At 31.6% G+C, this 19,050-nt stretch carries 11 protein-coding genes; 8 read left to right on the forward strand and 3 right to left on the reverse strand.

All coding sequences use genetic code 11. From position 1 onward, the window contains the following. Positions 1-328: 328 nt before the first annotated feature. Positions 329-2,302: a hypothetical protein gene (locus B7R67_RS11440; RefSeq protein ID WP_088070540.1), complete on the reverse strand. Its 1,974-nt coding sequence runs from the start codon at positions 2,300-2,302 to the stop codon at positions 329-331. Then, positions 2,295-2,831, reverse strand: a complete 537-nt coding sequence (locus tag B7R67_RS11445) for a hypothetical protein (protein ID WP_088070542.1) — start codon at positions 2,829-2,831, stop codon at positions 2,295-2,297. Before B7R67_RS11445 ends, B7R67_RS11440 begins: the two co-directional genes overlap by 8 nt. Before the next feature lie 647 nt (positions 2,832-3,478). Between B7R67_RS11445 and B7R67_RS11450 the strand changes: the two genes are divergently transcribed. The 4 genes from B7R67_RS11450 (at position 3,479) to B7R67_RS11465 (ending at position 10,253) form a co-directional block, all read left to right on the forward strand. Then, positions 3,479-5,950 carry an Ig-like domain-containing protein gene (locus tag B7R67_RS11450; protein ID WP_088070544.1) on the forward strand — a complete coding sequence of 824 codons (2,472 nt, stop codon included), beginning with the start codon at positions 3,479-3,481 and terminating at the stop codon, positions 5,948-5,950. A 230-nt stretch (positions 5,951-6,180) separates the two neighbouring features. Next, positions 6,181-7,776 (forward strand): outer membrane protein assembly factor BamB family protein, encoded by a 1,596-nt coding sequence (locus B7R67_RS11455; protein WP_088070546.1) that lies wholly within the window; start codon positions 6,181-6,183, stop codon positions 7,774-7,776. 219 nt (positions 7,777-7,995) lie between these two features. After that, positions 7,996-8,568 (forward strand): YARHG domain-containing protein, encoded by a 573-nt coding sequence (locus B7R67_RS11460; protein WP_088070547.1) that lies wholly within the window; start codon positions 7,996-7,998, stop codon positions 8,566-8,568. Between the two features lie 224 nt (positions 8,569-8,792). Continuing rightward, entirely contained in the window at positions 8,793-10,253 is a 1,461-nt protein-coding gene (locus B7R67_RS11465; RefSeq protein ID WP_088070549.1) for a pre-peptidase C-terminal domain-containing protein, read from the forward strand. A 139-nt stretch (positions 10,254-10,392) separates the two neighbouring features. Here the strand turns inward: B7R67_RS11465 and B7R67_RS11470 are convergent, their stop codons facing one another. Further along, positions 10,393-11,787, reverse strand: coding sequence for a M48 family metallopeptidase (locus B7R67_RS11470; protein WP_088070551.1), 1,395 nt, complete (start codon positions 11,785-11,787; stop codon positions 10,393-10,395). Between the two features lie 317 nt (positions 11,788-12,104). Here B7R67_RS11470 and B7R67_RS11475 point away from each other — a divergent pair, with 317 nt between their 5' ends. The 4 genes from B7R67_RS11475 to B7R67_RS11490 all read left to right on the forward strand — a co-directional run bounded on the left by B7R67_RS11475 (position 12,105) and on the right by B7R67_RS11490 (position 18,898). Then, on the forward strand, positions 12,105-13,406 hold the full coding sequence (locus B7R67_RS11475; protein ID WP_088070553.1) for a TcaA 3rd/4th domain-containing protein: 1,302 nt from the start codon (positions 12,105-12,107) through the stop codon (positions 13,404-13,406). 263 nt (positions 13,407-13,669) lie between these two features. Next, positions 13,670-14,272 (forward strand): lysozyme family protein, encoded by a 603-nt coding sequence (locus B7R67_RS11480; protein WP_088070555.1) that lies wholly within the window; start codon positions 13,670-13,672, stop codon positions 14,270-14,272. 419 nt (positions 14,273-14,691) lie between these two features. Next, positions 14,692-17,118 (forward strand): SH3 domain-containing protein, encoded by a 2,427-nt coding sequence (locus B7R67_RS11485; protein WP_088070557.1) that lies wholly within the window; start codon positions 14,692-14,694, stop codon positions 17,116-17,118. Between the two features lie 133 nt (positions 17,119-17,251). Next, positions 17,252-18,898 carry an Ig-like domain-containing protein gene (locus tag B7R67_RS11490; RefSeq protein WP_158095083.1) on the forward strand — a complete coding sequence of 549 codons (1,647 nt, stop codon included), beginning with the start codon at positions 17,252-17,254 and terminating at the stop codon, positions 18,896-18,898. The last annotated feature ends 152 nt before the right edge of the window (positions 18,899-19,050 follow it).

Genomic DNA, 19,050 nt, shown 5'->3' on the forward strand with positions numbered 1-19,050 from the left:
TATTTTTTATATTCTATATGTACAAATAAAACCTCAATTACTTATGATACGGTTCACCGTAAAGTATCTAAATGAGGTCTTACAAATACTATTTGCTCTTAATTTTTTCTTTTAGTAATCAATTATTATTCCTTAAATATTACCTCTTTCCTCTATAATCGGTATATAGAAGTATACCTATTCTGTCTCCCTCTCTACATTTGTATCATTTTTTCAAACATAAACCCTTTATAAGTTGAGGTTTGAAAAAAAAGGCAGTCAGTATCACCCATATATTTATTAACAAGTTGTCTTATGCAATAACCATTTCTTACTTTTAGGCACTCGCTTATTTATCATATTTAATATCCATTACAAAACCCGATACCTCTTCATTTTTCATTAATATTATTTGGACTATAATTTGTATTTTTATATTATTTAAGAAAAGATACTCTTTAGCCTCATCTATTGAAAAAGGTAAATATATATCATTTGTTACATTAATAAGGTACATTTCGTTTTCTTCATCTAATTTTAATAATTGTTCTTGTATTTCAGATTCGCTCATTTTAATCAGTTTTACTTCACAATCTACTACATTAATAGAAATGGTATTATTATCAATTCCAAGCCAATATCTATTGTTCGTTAATAAATATTTTTCTACTTCCTTAGTTAATTCTTCATATAACTTTTTAGATTCTTCATCCTCTAAATAAAGGAATGTTGAATTTGGTTCTATACCTGAAATAAAAACATTTATTTTGCTAGAATCTTTTTTATATCCTTTTACTAAGTCCAGTAAGGACTTTATTTTTTGTCTATCTTGAATTAATAACGATTTATAGATAACTCCAGATTGAATTAAATATTTTAAAAACATACCCTCATAATATTTTAAGATATTATCTATAAAACTGTTAAAACTAAAGCTATTCTTTTTAGATAAAAAAATTATTGGGATATTAATATTATATGTAAGAAAATGAGTTTCTTCTTGTCCTTTTAAAATTTCTTTCATACCTTGTACTACCGGAATTTCTTTAATTCTTTTTCTTACTTCTTTAAGAATAATTTCTAAATTATTTTTTATTTGAGATTCCTTTTGAGATTCTTCCTTAACATCTTTGAATCGGAAATATTTGTAAATTACAAATATCTCGTCTTTAAGTTTTTCCATATCGTTCATAATATTTCTATTTTCATTACTAAAGCCTTCAACAAATTTTTGGTATTGGGATACTAAAGATTCACTAATTTTATTACGGTTAAAATAAGTATTTATAACATTAAATACTTCTTCTTCAGTTAATATTTCTTTGTCTATTTCCGTTATTTCCAGGTCATTAACAACTGTCAAAAATAGGAAGTATTCAATTATTACACTCTCCATCATCAACCACTTTACATCTAACCCAATTATTTCCCATCTTCTTAATTCATCTTTTACTTCCTTATAATGAGTCCAAAAATCTGTATTATAATAGAATGTTAGGTTTTCTATTAAATTATTTTTCATTATAGTTAAAATACTTTTATATTTTTCTCTTTCATTATCATCAATACTTTCTTTATAAACTAAATAATATAAGTATGATGACATTGTAAGAAAGATTTTGCTGATAAGCTGATCTTCCACATGAATTTTTCTAATTTTAATTATTTCTATCGCGCTACGTAAACTCAGCATATCCTTTTTCATTATCATTTTAAGTAAAATATTTATTAGAGTTTTATAGATTACTTGCTCTATAGATCCCGATTTATTATAGGCTTGGAAATAAAAAACATCTTCTAAAATTCTATCTAATAAATATTTCTGTTCCGTATTTTCTAAAATTTTGTTCGAAATAATAGAATCATACATATTACCAATAAGGTAAGAAATATTATTATCTATTAGTATTTCCCCATCTTTTAGACCTATATTAGCTACTATTTGATAAATTAATGTATTCAAAGGTAATTGTAATAGTTGGCTAAACCGGTACTCTTTCATATTCTGAATAAAAATATTCATGGATTCGGAAAAATATAAGAATAGATTATTATGATTACTGGAATTAACAATGTTATAAACTTTATTTATATTGTCTATTGCCTTTTCTTCTTGACCAATCTGAATTAATTTTGCATAAATTAAATCAAGGTAGTTTAAAAGACTCTTATATATTTCTGATTCTGAAGGAGAATGACTCTCGTTTATTACTTTTTTTAATACTTCATACTTAATAAAAATATTTTCCTCAAATATGTTAAAATTCTGACTCTCTAATGCTAAAATTGTATCCTTATATAAATTATTTAATACTTTATCCATTTCTTGGGTTCCCCGTGTTTTTTAATTTTATATTTTCTATTTCAATAGCAGACCTGCATTTCTCTAAAATAAAATTTTTTATTTCGTCATTAACTTTTTCCTCAAACAGTGTTATTTTAATGCTACAGTAAAATAATCTCAAAATGAAATATCCTGCAACAGAAAACAAAAAAACAGAACCAGCGAGGGCAAGAGTTGCGACAAACAAATATTGAATGAACAGAAGTAGTAGTGTAATGATAATCTCTTCATGAAACCTAAAACTAAATTTACTTCTATTAATATTTAACATGAAGTCTAATGTCTTATATCCGTATTTTTTTTCTTTATTTAAACCTGTAATTAATGCAAGAATTGCTATACTAGTCGTTGCAACTCCAGCATGTACCTGCCATATAGTGTTAATTAACGATGCTATATCCTCCTGTTTAATTGGAAAAATATCAAACTGTTCTGCTAGAATGGTAAGGCTGGCACCAATTATTAAACAAAAAAGAATAAAACCTATTACCTTGTATAAATTTGTCATCCAATAACACCTCATTTGCGAGTTTTACATAACTCAATTATAACAAAATTATCCATTAGAAATAACTTCATAAAAAACTACCTTAATTGATTAAAATATAAAAATAATTTTTACTCGTTGTTAAACATTTAATAAGGATGATAACAATTAGTCATCACCCCAACATTAAATGGAGAATCATTTTTTATAATTTATGCCAACTTAAAAACCTCATTTACTTATGATGTGGTTACCCACTATTAATTCTAAAAAAATTCCTTTTTGTTCATTTAAAAGAAATTTTAAGTATGACTTGTTCTAATACCTAAATTCAACAGCACCAATAATGTTTGATAATTTTGGACAAAAAATATTCAAAAATAATAAAATCCCTTGATACGTATGGCATTCTATTAAATTAAAAAATGCTAATTCTTCATTTTTGTGAAGTCTGTAACAATATCGTCGTATTTCCAAAAAAAATCCCATTTCCCCCGTTGTATACTAGCCTTGTAAAAGAAACTAGAAAAAAAAGCTATTTTATCCTTATTTTTACAATTATAAAATTTGGATAACTAATCATCCCAGTATAGTTTTACAGCAACAAGAGCAAGTGAATACTTTTTTATTCTAGAAAAATATTACAAAGCTTAGGGAGGAACTCTGGAATGGCATTTACAAAAAATAAAAAAATTATTACTTCTACATTAACGGCTGCAATGGTAGCATCGGCCGTTGCTCCTGTTGCTGCTGCAACACAAACTGTAACGCAAGCTGCAGAGAAAGCTGTCAAAACATACGAGGGTGTATACGTTACAAATCCAACAAATGCTAAATCTGCAGAATCTAAAGAAAAAGCTGCTAGAGCTGCGGTTGCAAAATTAACCTCTGCAAAATACAAAGCAACAAAAGCTAAATTATTAACACGTATTGAAAACAAGAAAAAAGGGATTCAAGGTGTTGTAACAAAATATAACGCTGCAGTTGCGGCTGTAAAAAAATATGAAGGTTTTTATGCAACAAATCCTAAAGACGCTGAAAAATCCGTTAGTTTAAAAAAATCAGCATTAAATGCAGTTGCACAATTGCGTGATTTAAATAAAAAAGCATCTTTAACAACTTCAATTGTGAATAAGGAAAAAGGGATCCAGGGTGTAGTAGCGAAATATCATGCTGCAACAGCTGCAGTTGTAGCTTATGAAGCTTTAACTTCTGACGATGCTACTAAATTAAAAGCTGCCCAAGACGCAGTGGCTGTTTTACGCGACAAGGTTTACAAAGAAGAATTAAGCAAAAGAATAGTAGCACAACAAGCCAAATTAGCTGTGCCTACAATTGAAAGTGCAATTGCTGTTAACGCTTCACAAATTCAAATTTCCTTTAACAAAGCTGTAGACTCTTCAACGATCTTTGATTTAAATGGAAACTTAAATTCAGGTGTTATCACAGTTAATAGCCTTGATTCAATTGGCGCAGGTTCGCTTACAGGTGAGCTTAGCGCAGATGGAAAAACGTTAACGGTTACCTCTTCTAGTAAGTTAGATAAACGTTACGATGTAATTGTTGATAAAGTTAAAACTGCTGATAAGGCTGATTTCCCTAAAAAAACATTCACGATTTCGGTTTCAGATCAAACTCGTCCGACTTTTAGTGGTGTCACATATTTACCGAATGGAAATGCATCATTTACATTTAGTGAGCCAATCGATGCAACACCTTTACAGATTGCATCAGCAATTTCGGTTGCAGGTCCTACAAATGTAACAATCTCGGCTAGTGATGTTACATTATCAACAAATAAAAAATCTTTTTCTGTTGCTCTACCAACTTCAATGAATAAAGATCAAAATTATACATTTACTCTTACAGGTCTAAAAGACTTCGCAGGAAATCTGTTAACACCGAATCCGGTTTCAGTAACAGTTGCCAAAAAAGATGTTGATTCAATTAAGCCAACAGTCACATCAGTTGCATCGGTTGGAGTAGGAAAAGTTGCTGTTACATTCTCTGAACAAGTAAGTGCAGCAAGTGCTACATTAACTGTAAATGGTGTATCAGCAGCAGGCTTAACGACTTCGATCGATAATAGTAAAACAGTCGTTACATTTAATACTTCGAGTTTAACAGCGGGTGTGCAAAGTCTGGTCATTGGCGGAGTGAAAGACCTTGCAGGCAACACAATGGATGCTGTAACAAAGGTTGTTGAAATTACAGCTGATACAACAGCTCCATTATTTGTTAGCCAGAGCATTAAAACTGTTTCAGGCGTACAATATTTAGTTTTAAATTACAATGAGGATGTAACGGTTGATACTACGAAGTCAATTACAGGTACTTACGTAGGTGCAGACTACATTACTAGAACACTTACACCTATTACTGGTGGTACGAATTTAGTAAATGGAGCAGATGGTAAGTCAATTGAAGTTAAATTACCAGCATTAACTGGAGATTTCTCATTAAACTTACCAGTTGGAATTGTTAAGGATACTGCATCAAATGCGACTGCAGCAAGAACTGTAACATTTAAACTAGGCACAACAGTAGATACAACTAAGCCGGTGGTTTCTAATGTTGTACAAACTAATAGCAAAGTTTTAGTAAGTTTTGACCGAGAAGTTTCAGCTTCATCTGCATTAAATCTTTCAAATTATGCTATAGAAGGAATTTCTTCACCATTTGAAGGAACTGCAATTTTTAAAGGTGATGCAAGAACAGTTGAACTTACGTTAAGACCTGATGCAATAACGACTACTGGAGCTCGTATTTTCACAGTTCAAAATGTTTCTACTGGTGCTGGAGCAATAATGGTTGCTGATGTAAAAGCTCGTAACTTTGTAGAAACAGTACGCCCAACAGTTGTTTCAGCAAGAGTACTTGACTCAAAAACAATTGAGGTAACATTTAGTGAGGCAGTAAAAGATGGAGCTAACGCTGGTGCGGATTTAGCAGTATTCCAAGGAACTAGTACATCTGCATTAGCGGAAACATCTGAGGTCATTTCAGGGAATAAAATCCTAATTACACTTGCTAACACACTTACTACACTAAATGGTCTTCAAGTTAAGGCTCAGAGTACAATTGACTTAACAGATCTTAATAATAATGCAGTGAACTTTACAGGCATTGCAGTTCAATAATCCTTTAGAATCCGTGTATTTACGCAAGAGAATATAATGATAGTAAGCCCTATTGAGATCTAACTCAGTAGGGTTTTTCTTTTCATAACGATTAAAAACTATATGAATGTAATTTTTCAGTAAATATAACTATGCACTTTCATAATATGACAAATTACTCACCTCACATTATATATAATCTTAGTAGTTTCATAGTAGTAGTCTACTAAGATAAGAGGGAGAGAAACTAAATGAAGAAAAAGATGGGCATTATCTTTTCTACCGCAATATTGTTATCCGGAATATTTATTTCACCATCGATTAAACATAGTAATTCAAATAAGGTCACAAACATAATACATACAAATGAAGTAAAAGCCGCAACAAATACATGGGAGCCACTACAGTTAAATCAACTCCCAAGCAGCAAAAACTTATCCTACAATTTTAGCAACAGCAACAAAATCTTTACGAAACCATTTCCAGAACAATATCAAACCGTAAACGGAATATTAAGCTTTAGAGGTGGACCATCCCGAAATAATGCTTTTATGGGGAATCCAGTTATTACAAAGCAAAAATTAGTGAAAGGCTGGTCATTCCAAACTTCTTCCTCACCTGGATGGGGCGGAGGATCAGGCTGGACGGGGCAACCGAGTGTAATTGAATGGAAACCACAAGAGCAAAAGATTATGAATTTATACTTTCAATTTAAGTCAAAGTCTAATTTTAAAGAAGTAGTTTATGGTTCATTAGATGGAAAGGTTTATTTTTTAGATTTGGCAACGGGTAAGAAAACGAGAAATCCAATTGATATTAAGAATCCAATAAAAGGTAGCGTAGCGCTTGATCCTAGAGGTTATCCGCTTTTATACGTTGGACAAGGCATACCTCAAACTGGAAAAATTGGAATGCGAATTTATAGTCTAATAGACGGTTCTTTATTAGCGTTCATTCCAGGGATTGATTCATATTCTTACCGTGGTTGGGGAGCGTTTGATGGTTCGGCGTTATTTCATCGAGAAGATGATGCGATGCTAGTCGGTGGAGAAAATGGGCTAGTCTATTTTATAAAATTAAATACGAAATATGATCCTAGAGCTAAAAGGATTAAACTATCTCCAGTTATTTCAAAATATCGATACAAACTAAAAGGTAATGCATATCAAGGTATTGAAAACTCTGTTGCGGTATTTAAAAACATTGCTTATTTTGCTGATAATGGTGGTGGCATACAGGCTTTGGATATTATTAAGAAAAGACCGGTTTGGGCAAACAATGCTTATGATGATACAGATGCTTCAATTGTTGTTGAAAATTCAAATGGTACACCATATATATATACCGGTTCTGAAATCGACAAACAAGGAACAAAAGGCTTAGCTCGACTTCAAAAGTTAAACGGATTAACTGGTAAAGTAGTTTGGGAGAAGAAAATTCCTGGATTCTCTGTAAAAGGTGATCATCCAGTAAATGGTGGATTGTTAGCTACTCCAATTGTTGGAACAGGTCCATTAAAAGGTCAGGTAATATTTAATATCTCAAGATATAAAACGATGAGCGGTGGTTTGTTAATTAGTTATGATACGGCTACAGGGAAAGAAAAATGGCATCTACAATTACCAAATTACGCATGGTCTTCAACTGTCGCTGTTTATACTAAAAATAATAAAGCATATTTAATTCAAGGTGACTCTGTTGGTAATCTATATTTAATTAATGGTAGTGGAAAAATTGTTAATAAGATTAATTTAGGCGCAAATATTGAAGCTTCACCAGTGGTGGTGGGTCAACAAGTAATTGTTGGTACAAGAGGCGGTAAATACATTAGTGTTACAATACAATAAAGAGACAATAAATCCCTAATTTCTTCCTTTTAGAGTTAGGGATTTTACTCTGTAAAAGAGAATGTTCATAAATTTAAACAAGAATGCCATTTTTTAACGGATTTTTCAATTGTATTAATATCATATTAAGCTTCTATTAAAGGTAAAGGATTTACGGAAATTAATTAGATAATATGATGAACCTACTATTTAGTTACTTGATTAGAGGAGTGAAAAGGTTTGGCTAATAAGGAAGTACATAAAGCTGAAAGTCGATCAGAACATAGAAAACAAAAACAGTTTAGTGAAATGATCGGTAAACGATATGTAACATTAATAATTTCGATAGCTGGAGGATTAATATTAGGAGCCACAGCGATTTTTTATGTTTATCCAAAAATAATGAACGAAGGTAAGATACCACCAAATGTTACGACAAAGACTGTAGCTGTTAAGGAAGTTAAAAAAGATTCAAAAGAAGAAAAGTCAGTTGAAACTAAAACTGAAAAACCTGCAGAAGAACCTACTAAAAATGAAACAAAAGCAACTGAAAAAGAAAAGCAATCAAATGAATTTCTTTTACCGGTAAGTAATCAAAGAAAATTAACAGATGCCGATATCAAAGGACTATCGCCAAGTGATTTACGTTTAGCAAGAAATGAAATCTATGCAAGGCATGGCTTTGTGTTTAAGTCTAGCGATTTGACAATCTATTTTACGGCAAAGTCATGGTATCATCCAAATCCAGCTTATAATGGTGCTTTAAATGATGTTGAAAAATACAATCTAAACTTTATTAAGGCAAGAGAGTAGTTACACTAATAAGGCAAAAAAGAGGTAGAGAGTTAAAATTTAACTCTCTACCTCTTTTTTCATGAATAAACCAGATATTTTTAATTTCGTTTTGAAATCATAATCTCGCAAAAGAAATTCCCATTATTTTATTAAATAGATTACATTTTAATACCAACTATTTTAAAAATACATTAAAATAGTATTGCATTAAATAATTTAAAACAACTTAGGGAGAGCACAGCATGAAGAAATTATTATCTTACTTAACTGCGTTTGTAATTGCTTTGGCAGCATTCGCGGGATTTGCTAAAGTAGGTTTTGCCGAAATGAATTCTGAAGTGGAAAAGAACGATACGATTCAAACGGCAACACCAATTAATTTTAGCCCAACAAATGATTTAATTTATACTTTTTCAAATGATAGCCAGGGGACATTTGAGGATAAAACCGATGTGGATTATTATAAATTCATATTAGCTAAAAATGGAGCAATTAAGGTCAATTTATCACAATTAAGCACTGCAAACATCGCAATTGCCTTATATAATGATAAAAATGAAGAATTGCAGAGTGAGATTTTAACTGATGGTAGAAATTCAGTAGAGGCATTTAATGAAGGTTTAAAAGCTGGTACATATTATTTAAAGGTTTATGTTTATGAAGGTACGATTACTGATACGACTAATTCTTATCATTTAGGAATTTCTGGTTTAAGTAATGATTATTATGAAAAAGAATCAAACGACAGTCCGACGACTGCAACTCCATTGACATTAAATAAATATTATACTGGTTATACAGATGCAGATGCAGATGATATTTTTAAATTCAATACAACAACTAAAGGTAAGATTACAGTACGTGGTACGTATTCACCAAATGTAGAATTAAATTATCTATTAGTTGATTCAAAATATAATGTAGTTGAGGATTGGACATTAGAGGCCGATCCAGAAGCAGATGATTCTGTATATAATATTTTTTCAGTTGGTGTTAAACCGGGCACGTATTATCTAGTTGTTACACATGATTATGAGAACGATGAAGATTATAATGAGTTTTACCGAACACAAGTAAACTTTACTGCGGATAATTACTCAGAACTAGAATTAAATGATACAGCTTCAACTGCAACACCTATTAATCTTAAAACTACTTACAATGGAATCATGTCATGGAAAGATGATGTAGATACATATAAAGTTAGTTTACCTGTAAATGCAAACATTACACTGAATATGTCTCAAGCACCATCAACAATTTTTAAAGCTACTATTGTTGATAGTAATAATAAAACGGTAAAAACAGTCTATACAAAAAAAGGTAAGAGCCAGGCGGTATCACTTGGTAACGTAAACCTTGTTAAAGGCACTTATTACGTAAAAGTACAATACTCTAGTGGAGATTTTGAGCAAGTACCATATAAATTACAAGTACAACCAAAAATCTTCTGGGGTAAAGTAGAATATAAACCTGGAATGAAGGGTAAAACAACTGCTGTAAGCAGTGCAAAAATCTACAAGTTAAAATCTGGTAAACTTTATTATTATAAAACAGTAGTAAAAGGAACAGAAACGGCTGTTTATGGTATCGATAAATACGGATATAATCTAGGCGGCGGACTATATATGAAGAAAGATCGTACAGTAAAATACGTTACAGTTCCTTCTTCAATTATCTCAAGCTATAATGCAATAAAATAATTAAGCTTATTAGTAAAAAAAAGCAAAGTTCATTTAACTGAACTTTGCTTTTTTTAAAATCAACTGAAATTTTATCCAAAACGATGAGGTGTGAACTATATAGTTTTAGTAAAAATTAACATCTGCGTTAAGCCTGCACCTATAGTTTTAACTCACTTTTATTATCAAACCATTTTAAAATTTTCTTAGCGCCATTGTCTTTTGCAACTTCATTTACAGTCATTCCATCGGCATTCTTTATGGTTAAGTCTGCTCCTTTATCAACTAGATATTGGAATGTCTTTACATCATCTACCTCATAAGTTGTTTCGAAAATTGGTGTTTCTCCGTAAATATCTTGCTGATTAATATTTGCACCGTATTTTAATAACAGGTCAATTGCGTCCTTGTCTCCCATTGAAACAGCCGCATGTAAAACAGTCCAATCGTCTTGATCTCCAATGGAAGGATCAGCTCCACTATCAAGTAATAACTTAAGCATGTTTAAGTCTATATGGTCATCATTAAGATAAGTTGTTGTAAAAAGCGGTGATTCTGAGTCTCCATTTAATTCATTTACGTCTGCGCCATCTTTAATCAATTTCTTAACCTTTTCAATATCATTATCAAGAACGGCTGCTGTTAATGGGGTATCCTTTGGCATTTCACTTTCTGCCTCATAACCATCAACAAATGATTTGGCCATTGGGATTGCTTTATCAGCTAGTGCTCCAATACCAATTAAAGCTCCAACTGACAGTACGATTAGTATTGCTGCGATTCCGTAAACTCGTTTTGGTGTTTTAAACTCAACTGTGTTTTCTATGTTATGAAAACGGTAGAGAGCATCAATTCGTTTAGGAAGTGTCGGATGTGACATGAATTTCTCACTTAACCAAATAACAAATCCTTTTTCACGGCTACTATTTAACATATATTCATGCTGATCAATTGTTTGGAAGTACTTACGTCCGACAGCAAGCATTGTTAGTGCCTGAGTTGAAGCTTCAAAATTATTAATATAATGACTTGCCATTCGATCACTAGTATATTCACACGCACGTGAATAAGCAGAGCCTAAAAATGGAATCCAATTTGCCGGTAATACTAAGGCTTGTTTCATAATATGGTTTCGTTTAATATGAGCAAGCTCGTGAGCGATTACGAAATCAACGATTGTTGGATTTGTCTCAATCTCTTCAAAAAGATCTGAATATAAAACGACCATATTTCGGCCGAAAAAACGTGTAGCAAACGCATTTAATAGTCCACCAGATTGGATGACATAAACATCCGGTAGAAAATAAAAGCCCATGTCTTTTGAAATCTCTCTTGTTCTAAAATAAACTTCTGGAAATTGTCTTTCAGTAATCTTTACTCCATTTACTCGAATATGAGCAGTGAAAACTAAATGAGCAATGATTGGTAAAATAACTAAAATTCCTAAAACAATCAGTCCAACACCACTTAAAATAAGTAATAAATAAAGTGGAATGCTAGTTATTAATAGTAAAATAAAATAAATCGTTTCTTTTCGATTAACTAGTGCCTTCAAGTATGTTCCTCCTATGTCTCAATTCTTATAGTTTACCAAGGAAGAACTAACACTGTCATTCAAAAATATAAGTAAAAACAGAGGCAATTAATTCCTCCAAAATTTGTAATAAAAATTTCTTTTTACCGATTAAACAAAAAATAGTATGATAGAGTATAGTTTATTTATTTTAAAGTTTAAGGCTCTCATTCGTAAGATTGTTGATTAACTCCAAAAAATTGCGTCAACAAACCTTTAAAATGAGCCTTTTTTTGTATAGTTAGGGAAAAATGCTAGCAAACATGCTGAATGAAAAATTAAGGGGAAAATAACGATAAATGAATACTCAATTGGAAGACAAAAGCTCTTTATCAAGAGCGAGTATACGAACAAATCGAACGAAACGAATACCGAACTTAAATCGAAAATGGTTAATGATTTTAATTCCTATTATCGTCATTTTAGTTACCCATTTTACGTTTAGTTATTTAAATTCACCTGGAAAATTAGTGAAAACTTTTGATAAAGCTGTTTCAGACAATAACTATAAAGAAGTTACGCATATACTCCAAAAAGGTGGTACACAAGCATCTTTAGACGAAGAGTCTGTCATCGCATTTATGGATTATATGAATAGCTCTGATTTAGTAAATCCAGTTGGAGATATGGTTCAAAATAACAAAGTAGTTAACAGCCAATTAATCGATAAAAATGGAAACCATGTACTTACGATTAAAAAAGGTAGTAAATTTTTAGGAATTTATCAAACGTATGTCATAAGTGCAGAACCATTTGATTTAAAGATTACATCACCGATTGATAAAATTGAACTAAAATTAATCAATCAAATTACTCATTTGAAGAAAGAAGAATACGAAAAGACTTATCATAAAATCTTACCGGGTAAATATACATTAGCTGTTTCTTACAAAGGTACGTATAGTGATGTTGAAGATGCAGTAGATATCGATTTTTCATCTGCTAAAAAAAATAAATTAACACAGGAATTAACCTTTAATGTTAGTTATGTCCAAATTTATTCAAATGAACCAGACGCAGAACTATTCGTAAATGGAAAAGATACAGGTAAAAAAATTAGCGAACTAGATCGTTTTGGGCCGTTTTTATTAAATGGTCAAACAGTTGTTCACGCTGAAATCGAAAAAGATGGTGAGTTAATAAAAACTGACGATATTCCAGTTACAGGAAAATATGTCGATTTAATGTTTGATACACCAATCGAAACGCCTGATCCTCAAAAAGAAGATGGTGGGGGATTCTTCGCTGGACTGAAACGCTTTTTTGATAAGTATTTACCAAGTCCAAAGCCTTCTTCTGATCTAGAAGAAAAGCAACTAATCAACGGTTTATTCAATCAAAATGGTCAAGCCTTCTTAGAGTCTAAGGACTACCAAGATAAAGTAAGGGAAAAAGATACAACTCAAAAGCTTGTAAGTTTTGCAATGAAAAATTCAAAGCAAGATGACTCAGGCATGATTATTACAACAAATGAAACGTATGAAATAACTGATAAAAATGGTCAAACAAACACAAAATCCTTTGAAATAACATATCACTTCTCAAGAGAAAAAAATGAACTAAAAATGGATCGCATCGAAGAAGTGAAAGAATTAAAGTAGAAAAGAGCCCTAAAGGAGGGCTCTTTTCTTTATGTAGACAAATTTTATGAACGAACAACTAAGTTTAGAGGTTCGTAACGCATGGACTAAGTGTGAATAGTAAAAAGGGTTAGTGTTTATTAAAATTTAGTAAAAAAAAATATTTCTTTTTTCTCATTTTTATGTCAAATATATGTAGTTTTAGCACATTGCTTTTTAAATTGAAAATATTCGATATAATGAATAAAGGATGAATAGTTTGGAGGTAATGAAAAAGAATAAAAATGTGGAAATTTATTAAAAGACTTCTTTTGTTTACACTTCTAATGTCAGTCATAAGTTTATTTGCGATCTATCGTTACTATTTTGAAAATGTGTTAAAGTATGAATCACAAGTTTATACCGAATTAAAAGCGTATAATTTAGAAGAATACACTCCTTTATTACTAGGTCTTATGATGCAAGAAACAAAAGGTAAAGGGAAAGATCCGATGCAGGCATCAGAATCACTAGGTCTTGCAAAAGATAGTATTCAAGATTCTTCCAAAAGCATACAACAAGGAGTAGCTCACTTTAAAGATGTGTATTCCTACGGTAAAAAACAGGGTGTTGATCTAGAAACGATTGTACAAAGCTATAATATGGGGATCTCCTATATAAAATTTGTAAAAGCACATGGTGGTAAACATTCTACTCAGCTTGCAAAAACTTATTCTTTATCAATGGTAGATACAAACCCGAAGCTTTATACTTGTAATAATAATAAGAAAAATTTCCGATATCCATATTGTTATGGTGATTTCACATATAGTGAGAAAGTTCTAAAGAAAACAAAGTTTTTTGAGTTCTTCGTACCACTAAAACATAATATTGAAGGGAAATTATAGTCCATTTAGAAGAGGAAAATGTCTTCTTTATGGACTTTTTTGCATTTTTTATTACATTGTGTCAATTCCGTTACAAATTAATATACATTTCGATAAAACGAAACAATTTCCTATTTTTACCGATATAATTATTGTATAAACTTACATATATAGACATTTTTATTTTATAATTATATTTTAAAGTGTAATTTTGCTACATGATTTTGCAATTATTTTATTCTTTCGTTTTGTTAGTTTAATATTTTTCTATTTTACACTTAATGAAAACGTATAACTTGCGATTAATTATGTCTTTTTTAATGAAAAGCTCTGTTCATTTAAGGTGCAAGATCTGCGTCAATTCTACCGGAAAAACGAGTGGATTATACATAATCTTCTTTGACGGAGACAAAAAATTAGTAGGAAAGGAATAAAGAAACATGAAAAAAATGGGAAAAGTACTTTTAGTATCAACTGGTATATTAGTAGGGACCTCCACCATTTCCTATCCTAAAATTGGTCTAGAAACAACAAAAGCGAGTGCAGCGGTCGTAAACATTAAAATTAATTATCAAACAACTGCAAATCTAACATTAAGACAAGGTGCAGGTACATCGTATAAAGCATTAACGACGATTCCAAAAGGAAAAGTCATTACTGCAACGCAACGAAATGGTAATTGGTATAAAGTTACTTATAGTTCGAAAACTGGATGGGTAAGTGGTTCTTATTTAAAGGAATACTATAAATATACTACTCAGACCACAGCTTATTATTTTACAAATAAAACTGCAAAATTGTATTCAACACCTGATACAAAGAAAGCTGCAGTCTATTCAGTTATAGCGAATAACGGATTTAGCAGCACGCAAAACGTTGTCAATAGCGTTGGGCAAACATGGTTCCGTGTAAGTTATAACGGAAAAACTTTATACGTAAATAGCGCAGATGTAACAAAAGGTGCAACATCATCATTCGCGCAAACAAAATATAAAGCTACTAAAAATACAGCTCTATACCAGTCATATGGTGCTTCATCTAAAGTACTAGTAAGTATTCCAGCGGGTACAACCGTTTCATCAACAAGCCGAATCGGAAATTGGTATAAAGTTACGTTAAGTGGCAAAACAGGGTATATCTATATTGGTAACTTTGCAAAAGTAAATTACATTCAAATAGTATATACACCGACAAGTACTGCGTATTATTTTACGAAAGACGTAACGAAATTATACTCTACTCCAGACGCAACAAAACCAGAAGTGGACACAGTTGACGGAGATAATGGATTTGCTTCGACTCAAAAAGCGACAGATCTAGTAGGTAAGACATGGTACAGAGTTACTTATAATGGAAAAAACCTTTATGTAAAGAGTGAAGATGTAACGGCAAATAGTTTAACGGAATTTAATCCAACAAATTATAAGACCATTAACACTACTAAAGTATATAAAACGTTCAATAATTTTGAAAAGTTAGATGAAATTCCGGGGAATACTGTTCTTCAAGTTAGTGCGAAAATTGGTGATTGGTATAGGGTTTCATATAACGGTGGAAATGGATATGGTTATGTAAGCGCTAGTGATGTTGCGAAATATGATGATGTAACAGTTTCTGATATAACTGACACAACCTATATTACGACGTCAGAGTTAAATGTACGTCAAACGTATGATGCGTCTTCATCTCTAATTACAACGATACCAGTTAATAAAGTAATCGTAGCAACTGAAAAGGCTTCAAACAATTGGTACAAGGTTAGCTATAATGGGAAAACGGGATTTGTTTCTGGAACTTACTTGAAACAAGTGAAAACGGGTGACCCAATTACTACTAGAAACAGTTACCAATTTATTGATTTACGTACACCATCACCTGTAACAGCTGCTCAAATTAACACTTACATTGCGAATTATATAAATGCTAAAAGTGGCGTAAAGAGTGTTTTGACTGGCCAAGGACAGTTATTTGTTGATGCTGGAAAACAATATGGTGTAAATGCACTTTATTTAGCAGCTCACGCAATCCATGAAAGTGGATTCGGTACTTCACAAATTTCTTTAGGGAAGTCTAACTTATTTGGCTTTGGTTCATACGATGCAACGCCGTTTGTGGCTTCATATCGTTTTATGAGTGTACAAGAAAATATAAATTATATTGCACGTACAATTAAATCTACTTACTTAAATCCAAGTAACTGGAAGTATAAAGGACCATACCTTGGTTTTAGTACGAAAGATATGTCTGGCAATCGAATTAATGAAGCTAGTGAAGGTATGAATTTCTATTATGCAAGTGATTATAATTGGGGAAATGCAATTGCTCAACATATGCAAAAAATTCTTCCATATGATAAAGCATACTATGACAAAGCACAACCAAACACATCGATTCCTGGTAGCCCGCCTACACCAGTTGGAAGTGATGTGTTCCCAGCAAATATCCAAGCAGTTGCAAAAGGAAATATCGATCTGTTCAATGCAAAAGGAGATTCAACGAAAGCATTATCAATCGCTGCAGGAAAGAACTTCCTTCTACTTGAAAAGGCAAATGACTATTGGGTTAAATTATCAGTTGATGGACAAGTTTATTGGACAAACAGTATCAAATTTGATGTTTATACTCGTACGATTGCTGTTAAGAACTTAGGTAGAATTACATCGGATAGTTTAAACGTTCGTTCATCTGCAACTACAAGTGCAGATAATGTAATCGGTGTATTAAATCTAAACGATTACGTAAGCATTAACCTTCAAGCAGACGGTACATTGAAAATGGATAGTACGAAAAAATGGTATGAAATCACATTAGCTAATGGCAAAATTGGATGGATTTCAGCATCATATGTGAAGCAAGAACTTAAATAAAAACGAAAGTGGCTCAGTTTTCTGAGTCACTTTTTTAATAGATTAATTGTTTAACAATTTTAAGGTCTAATAAGTTTATATGGTACAATTAAAAATAGATTAAAAATTAACTAGATTGGAGAGGAGTAAAATTTTGAAATCAACATTATTGAAAGTAGGATTATTAACAACTCTATCGATTGGTTTAGTTGCCGGAAAAGCTTCTGCTGCAACGACAGATTGGTCTTCGAAATGTTCGTCAATGGGGGAGATCAAATCAAATGATAATCCATCTAATCAGCAAATTAATTGTTTATTAATTAATGCAGCTCTAAGTAAGAACATTCCACCTGAAGTTGTAATTGGAGTTGCTGGGCAGGAATCTAGTTGGAGACAGTTCGCTGCAAAAGACCAGCCTTATATTTCAACGGATAATGGATACGGTATTATGCAAGTTACTGACAAAGGCTACGATACTGTAAAATTAAAAACTGACATCGTTTATAATATTGAAACTGGTGTTAACATTTTAAATCAAAAGTATGGATTATCTACGCTTCCTAAAATTAAAGGAGCAGGGCGAGATAGCATTGAAAACTGGTATTTTCCTGTTATGGCATACAATGGTACGATGCCTGTGAATAGTCCGTTAATAAGAAATGATGATCATGCAATTATTAGAAATTGGAAAACTTATCAAGATAAAGTATTTACTCACATTGAGCAGGATAGTTATTTAGTTGAAGATCAAAATTTGCACACATATCTTGCTCAATATCCATTTAAATATGATGATTTTGAATACGATCCAAATGTTGCTGAAAGCATTGAGTTTAAACAGCCACTATATGATATTCCGGGTGGGTTACACGAATCTAATTATTTATTAAAAAAATGGGATATTGTTAAAGTAACCAAGGATAATGCAAATTTACGAACTCAGCCTACTACTTCATCCTCTAGTACAGCTCAAAAAATAAATACTGTATTTGTGATTGATGGAGATTTCAAATACACTATGCCATATGACAGTAAAAATCGATTTGTATGGTTCCCGGTTAAATCAATTGATGGAAAAACTTCAGGGTATATCGCTTCTGCTTATATAACAAAAGTGAAGGAAGCTACTGTAATCGGAGTAAAAAACAATACTGCTTACAATAAAGATGTGAAAATTGTTTTTAATAAAGGTCCAGCATTATTAAATGGAGTAGTAATTAATAACGGCCAAACCGTAAGTAAAGAAGGCAAATACACTTTAGTTGTGAAGGATGGAGCAACTACTATATCAACAATTAACTTTACAATTGATAAAACAAAACCAGGTAAGCCTTCAATGAATCAAGTTTCGGATCATTCGACTAGTGTTTATGGGAAAGCTGAAACAGGATCTACAGTTAAGCTTTACTTTAATAACAAGTATCAAAAGAGTGTAACTGCTAAAAATGGAAGTTATAGTTTTCCGATTTCAAAGCAAAAAGTTGGCACTTCAGTTAGCGTAACAGCTACGGATAACGCTGGAAACGTGAGTCCACAGAATAGTTTTAAAGTAGCTGATAAAACGCCACCAGCTACTCCAAAAATTAAATCAGTAACATCTACGAAAGTCGTAGGGACTGCTGAAAAAGGAGCTACTATAAGAGTCTATAAAGGAAGTACTCAAATTGGTAGTGGAAAAGTAAGTTCGAATGGGCAATTTACCGTTTATTTTAAACCAACACAAAAGGCTAAAACTAAATTAGTCTTAAATGTATATGACCAAGCGAACAATAAAACAGGTGTAAACATTACGGTACGTTAATGATAGATACGATGTGATAAGAAGCGTTTCTTATTGCATCGTATTTTTTTGTAGGTAGTACATTTCAAATAAACAAGTTGAATTTAGAATTAATCTGGTGAGTGCAAATAAAAATGTAGAATCTGCAAATAAAGCAGGGGAAAGTGTAAATA

The organism is Gottfriedia luciferensis (genome assembly GCF_002156865.1).
Taxonomy (GTDB): Bacteria; Bacillota; Bacilli; order Bacillales; family Bacillaceae_G; genus Gottfriedia; species Gottfriedia luciferensis.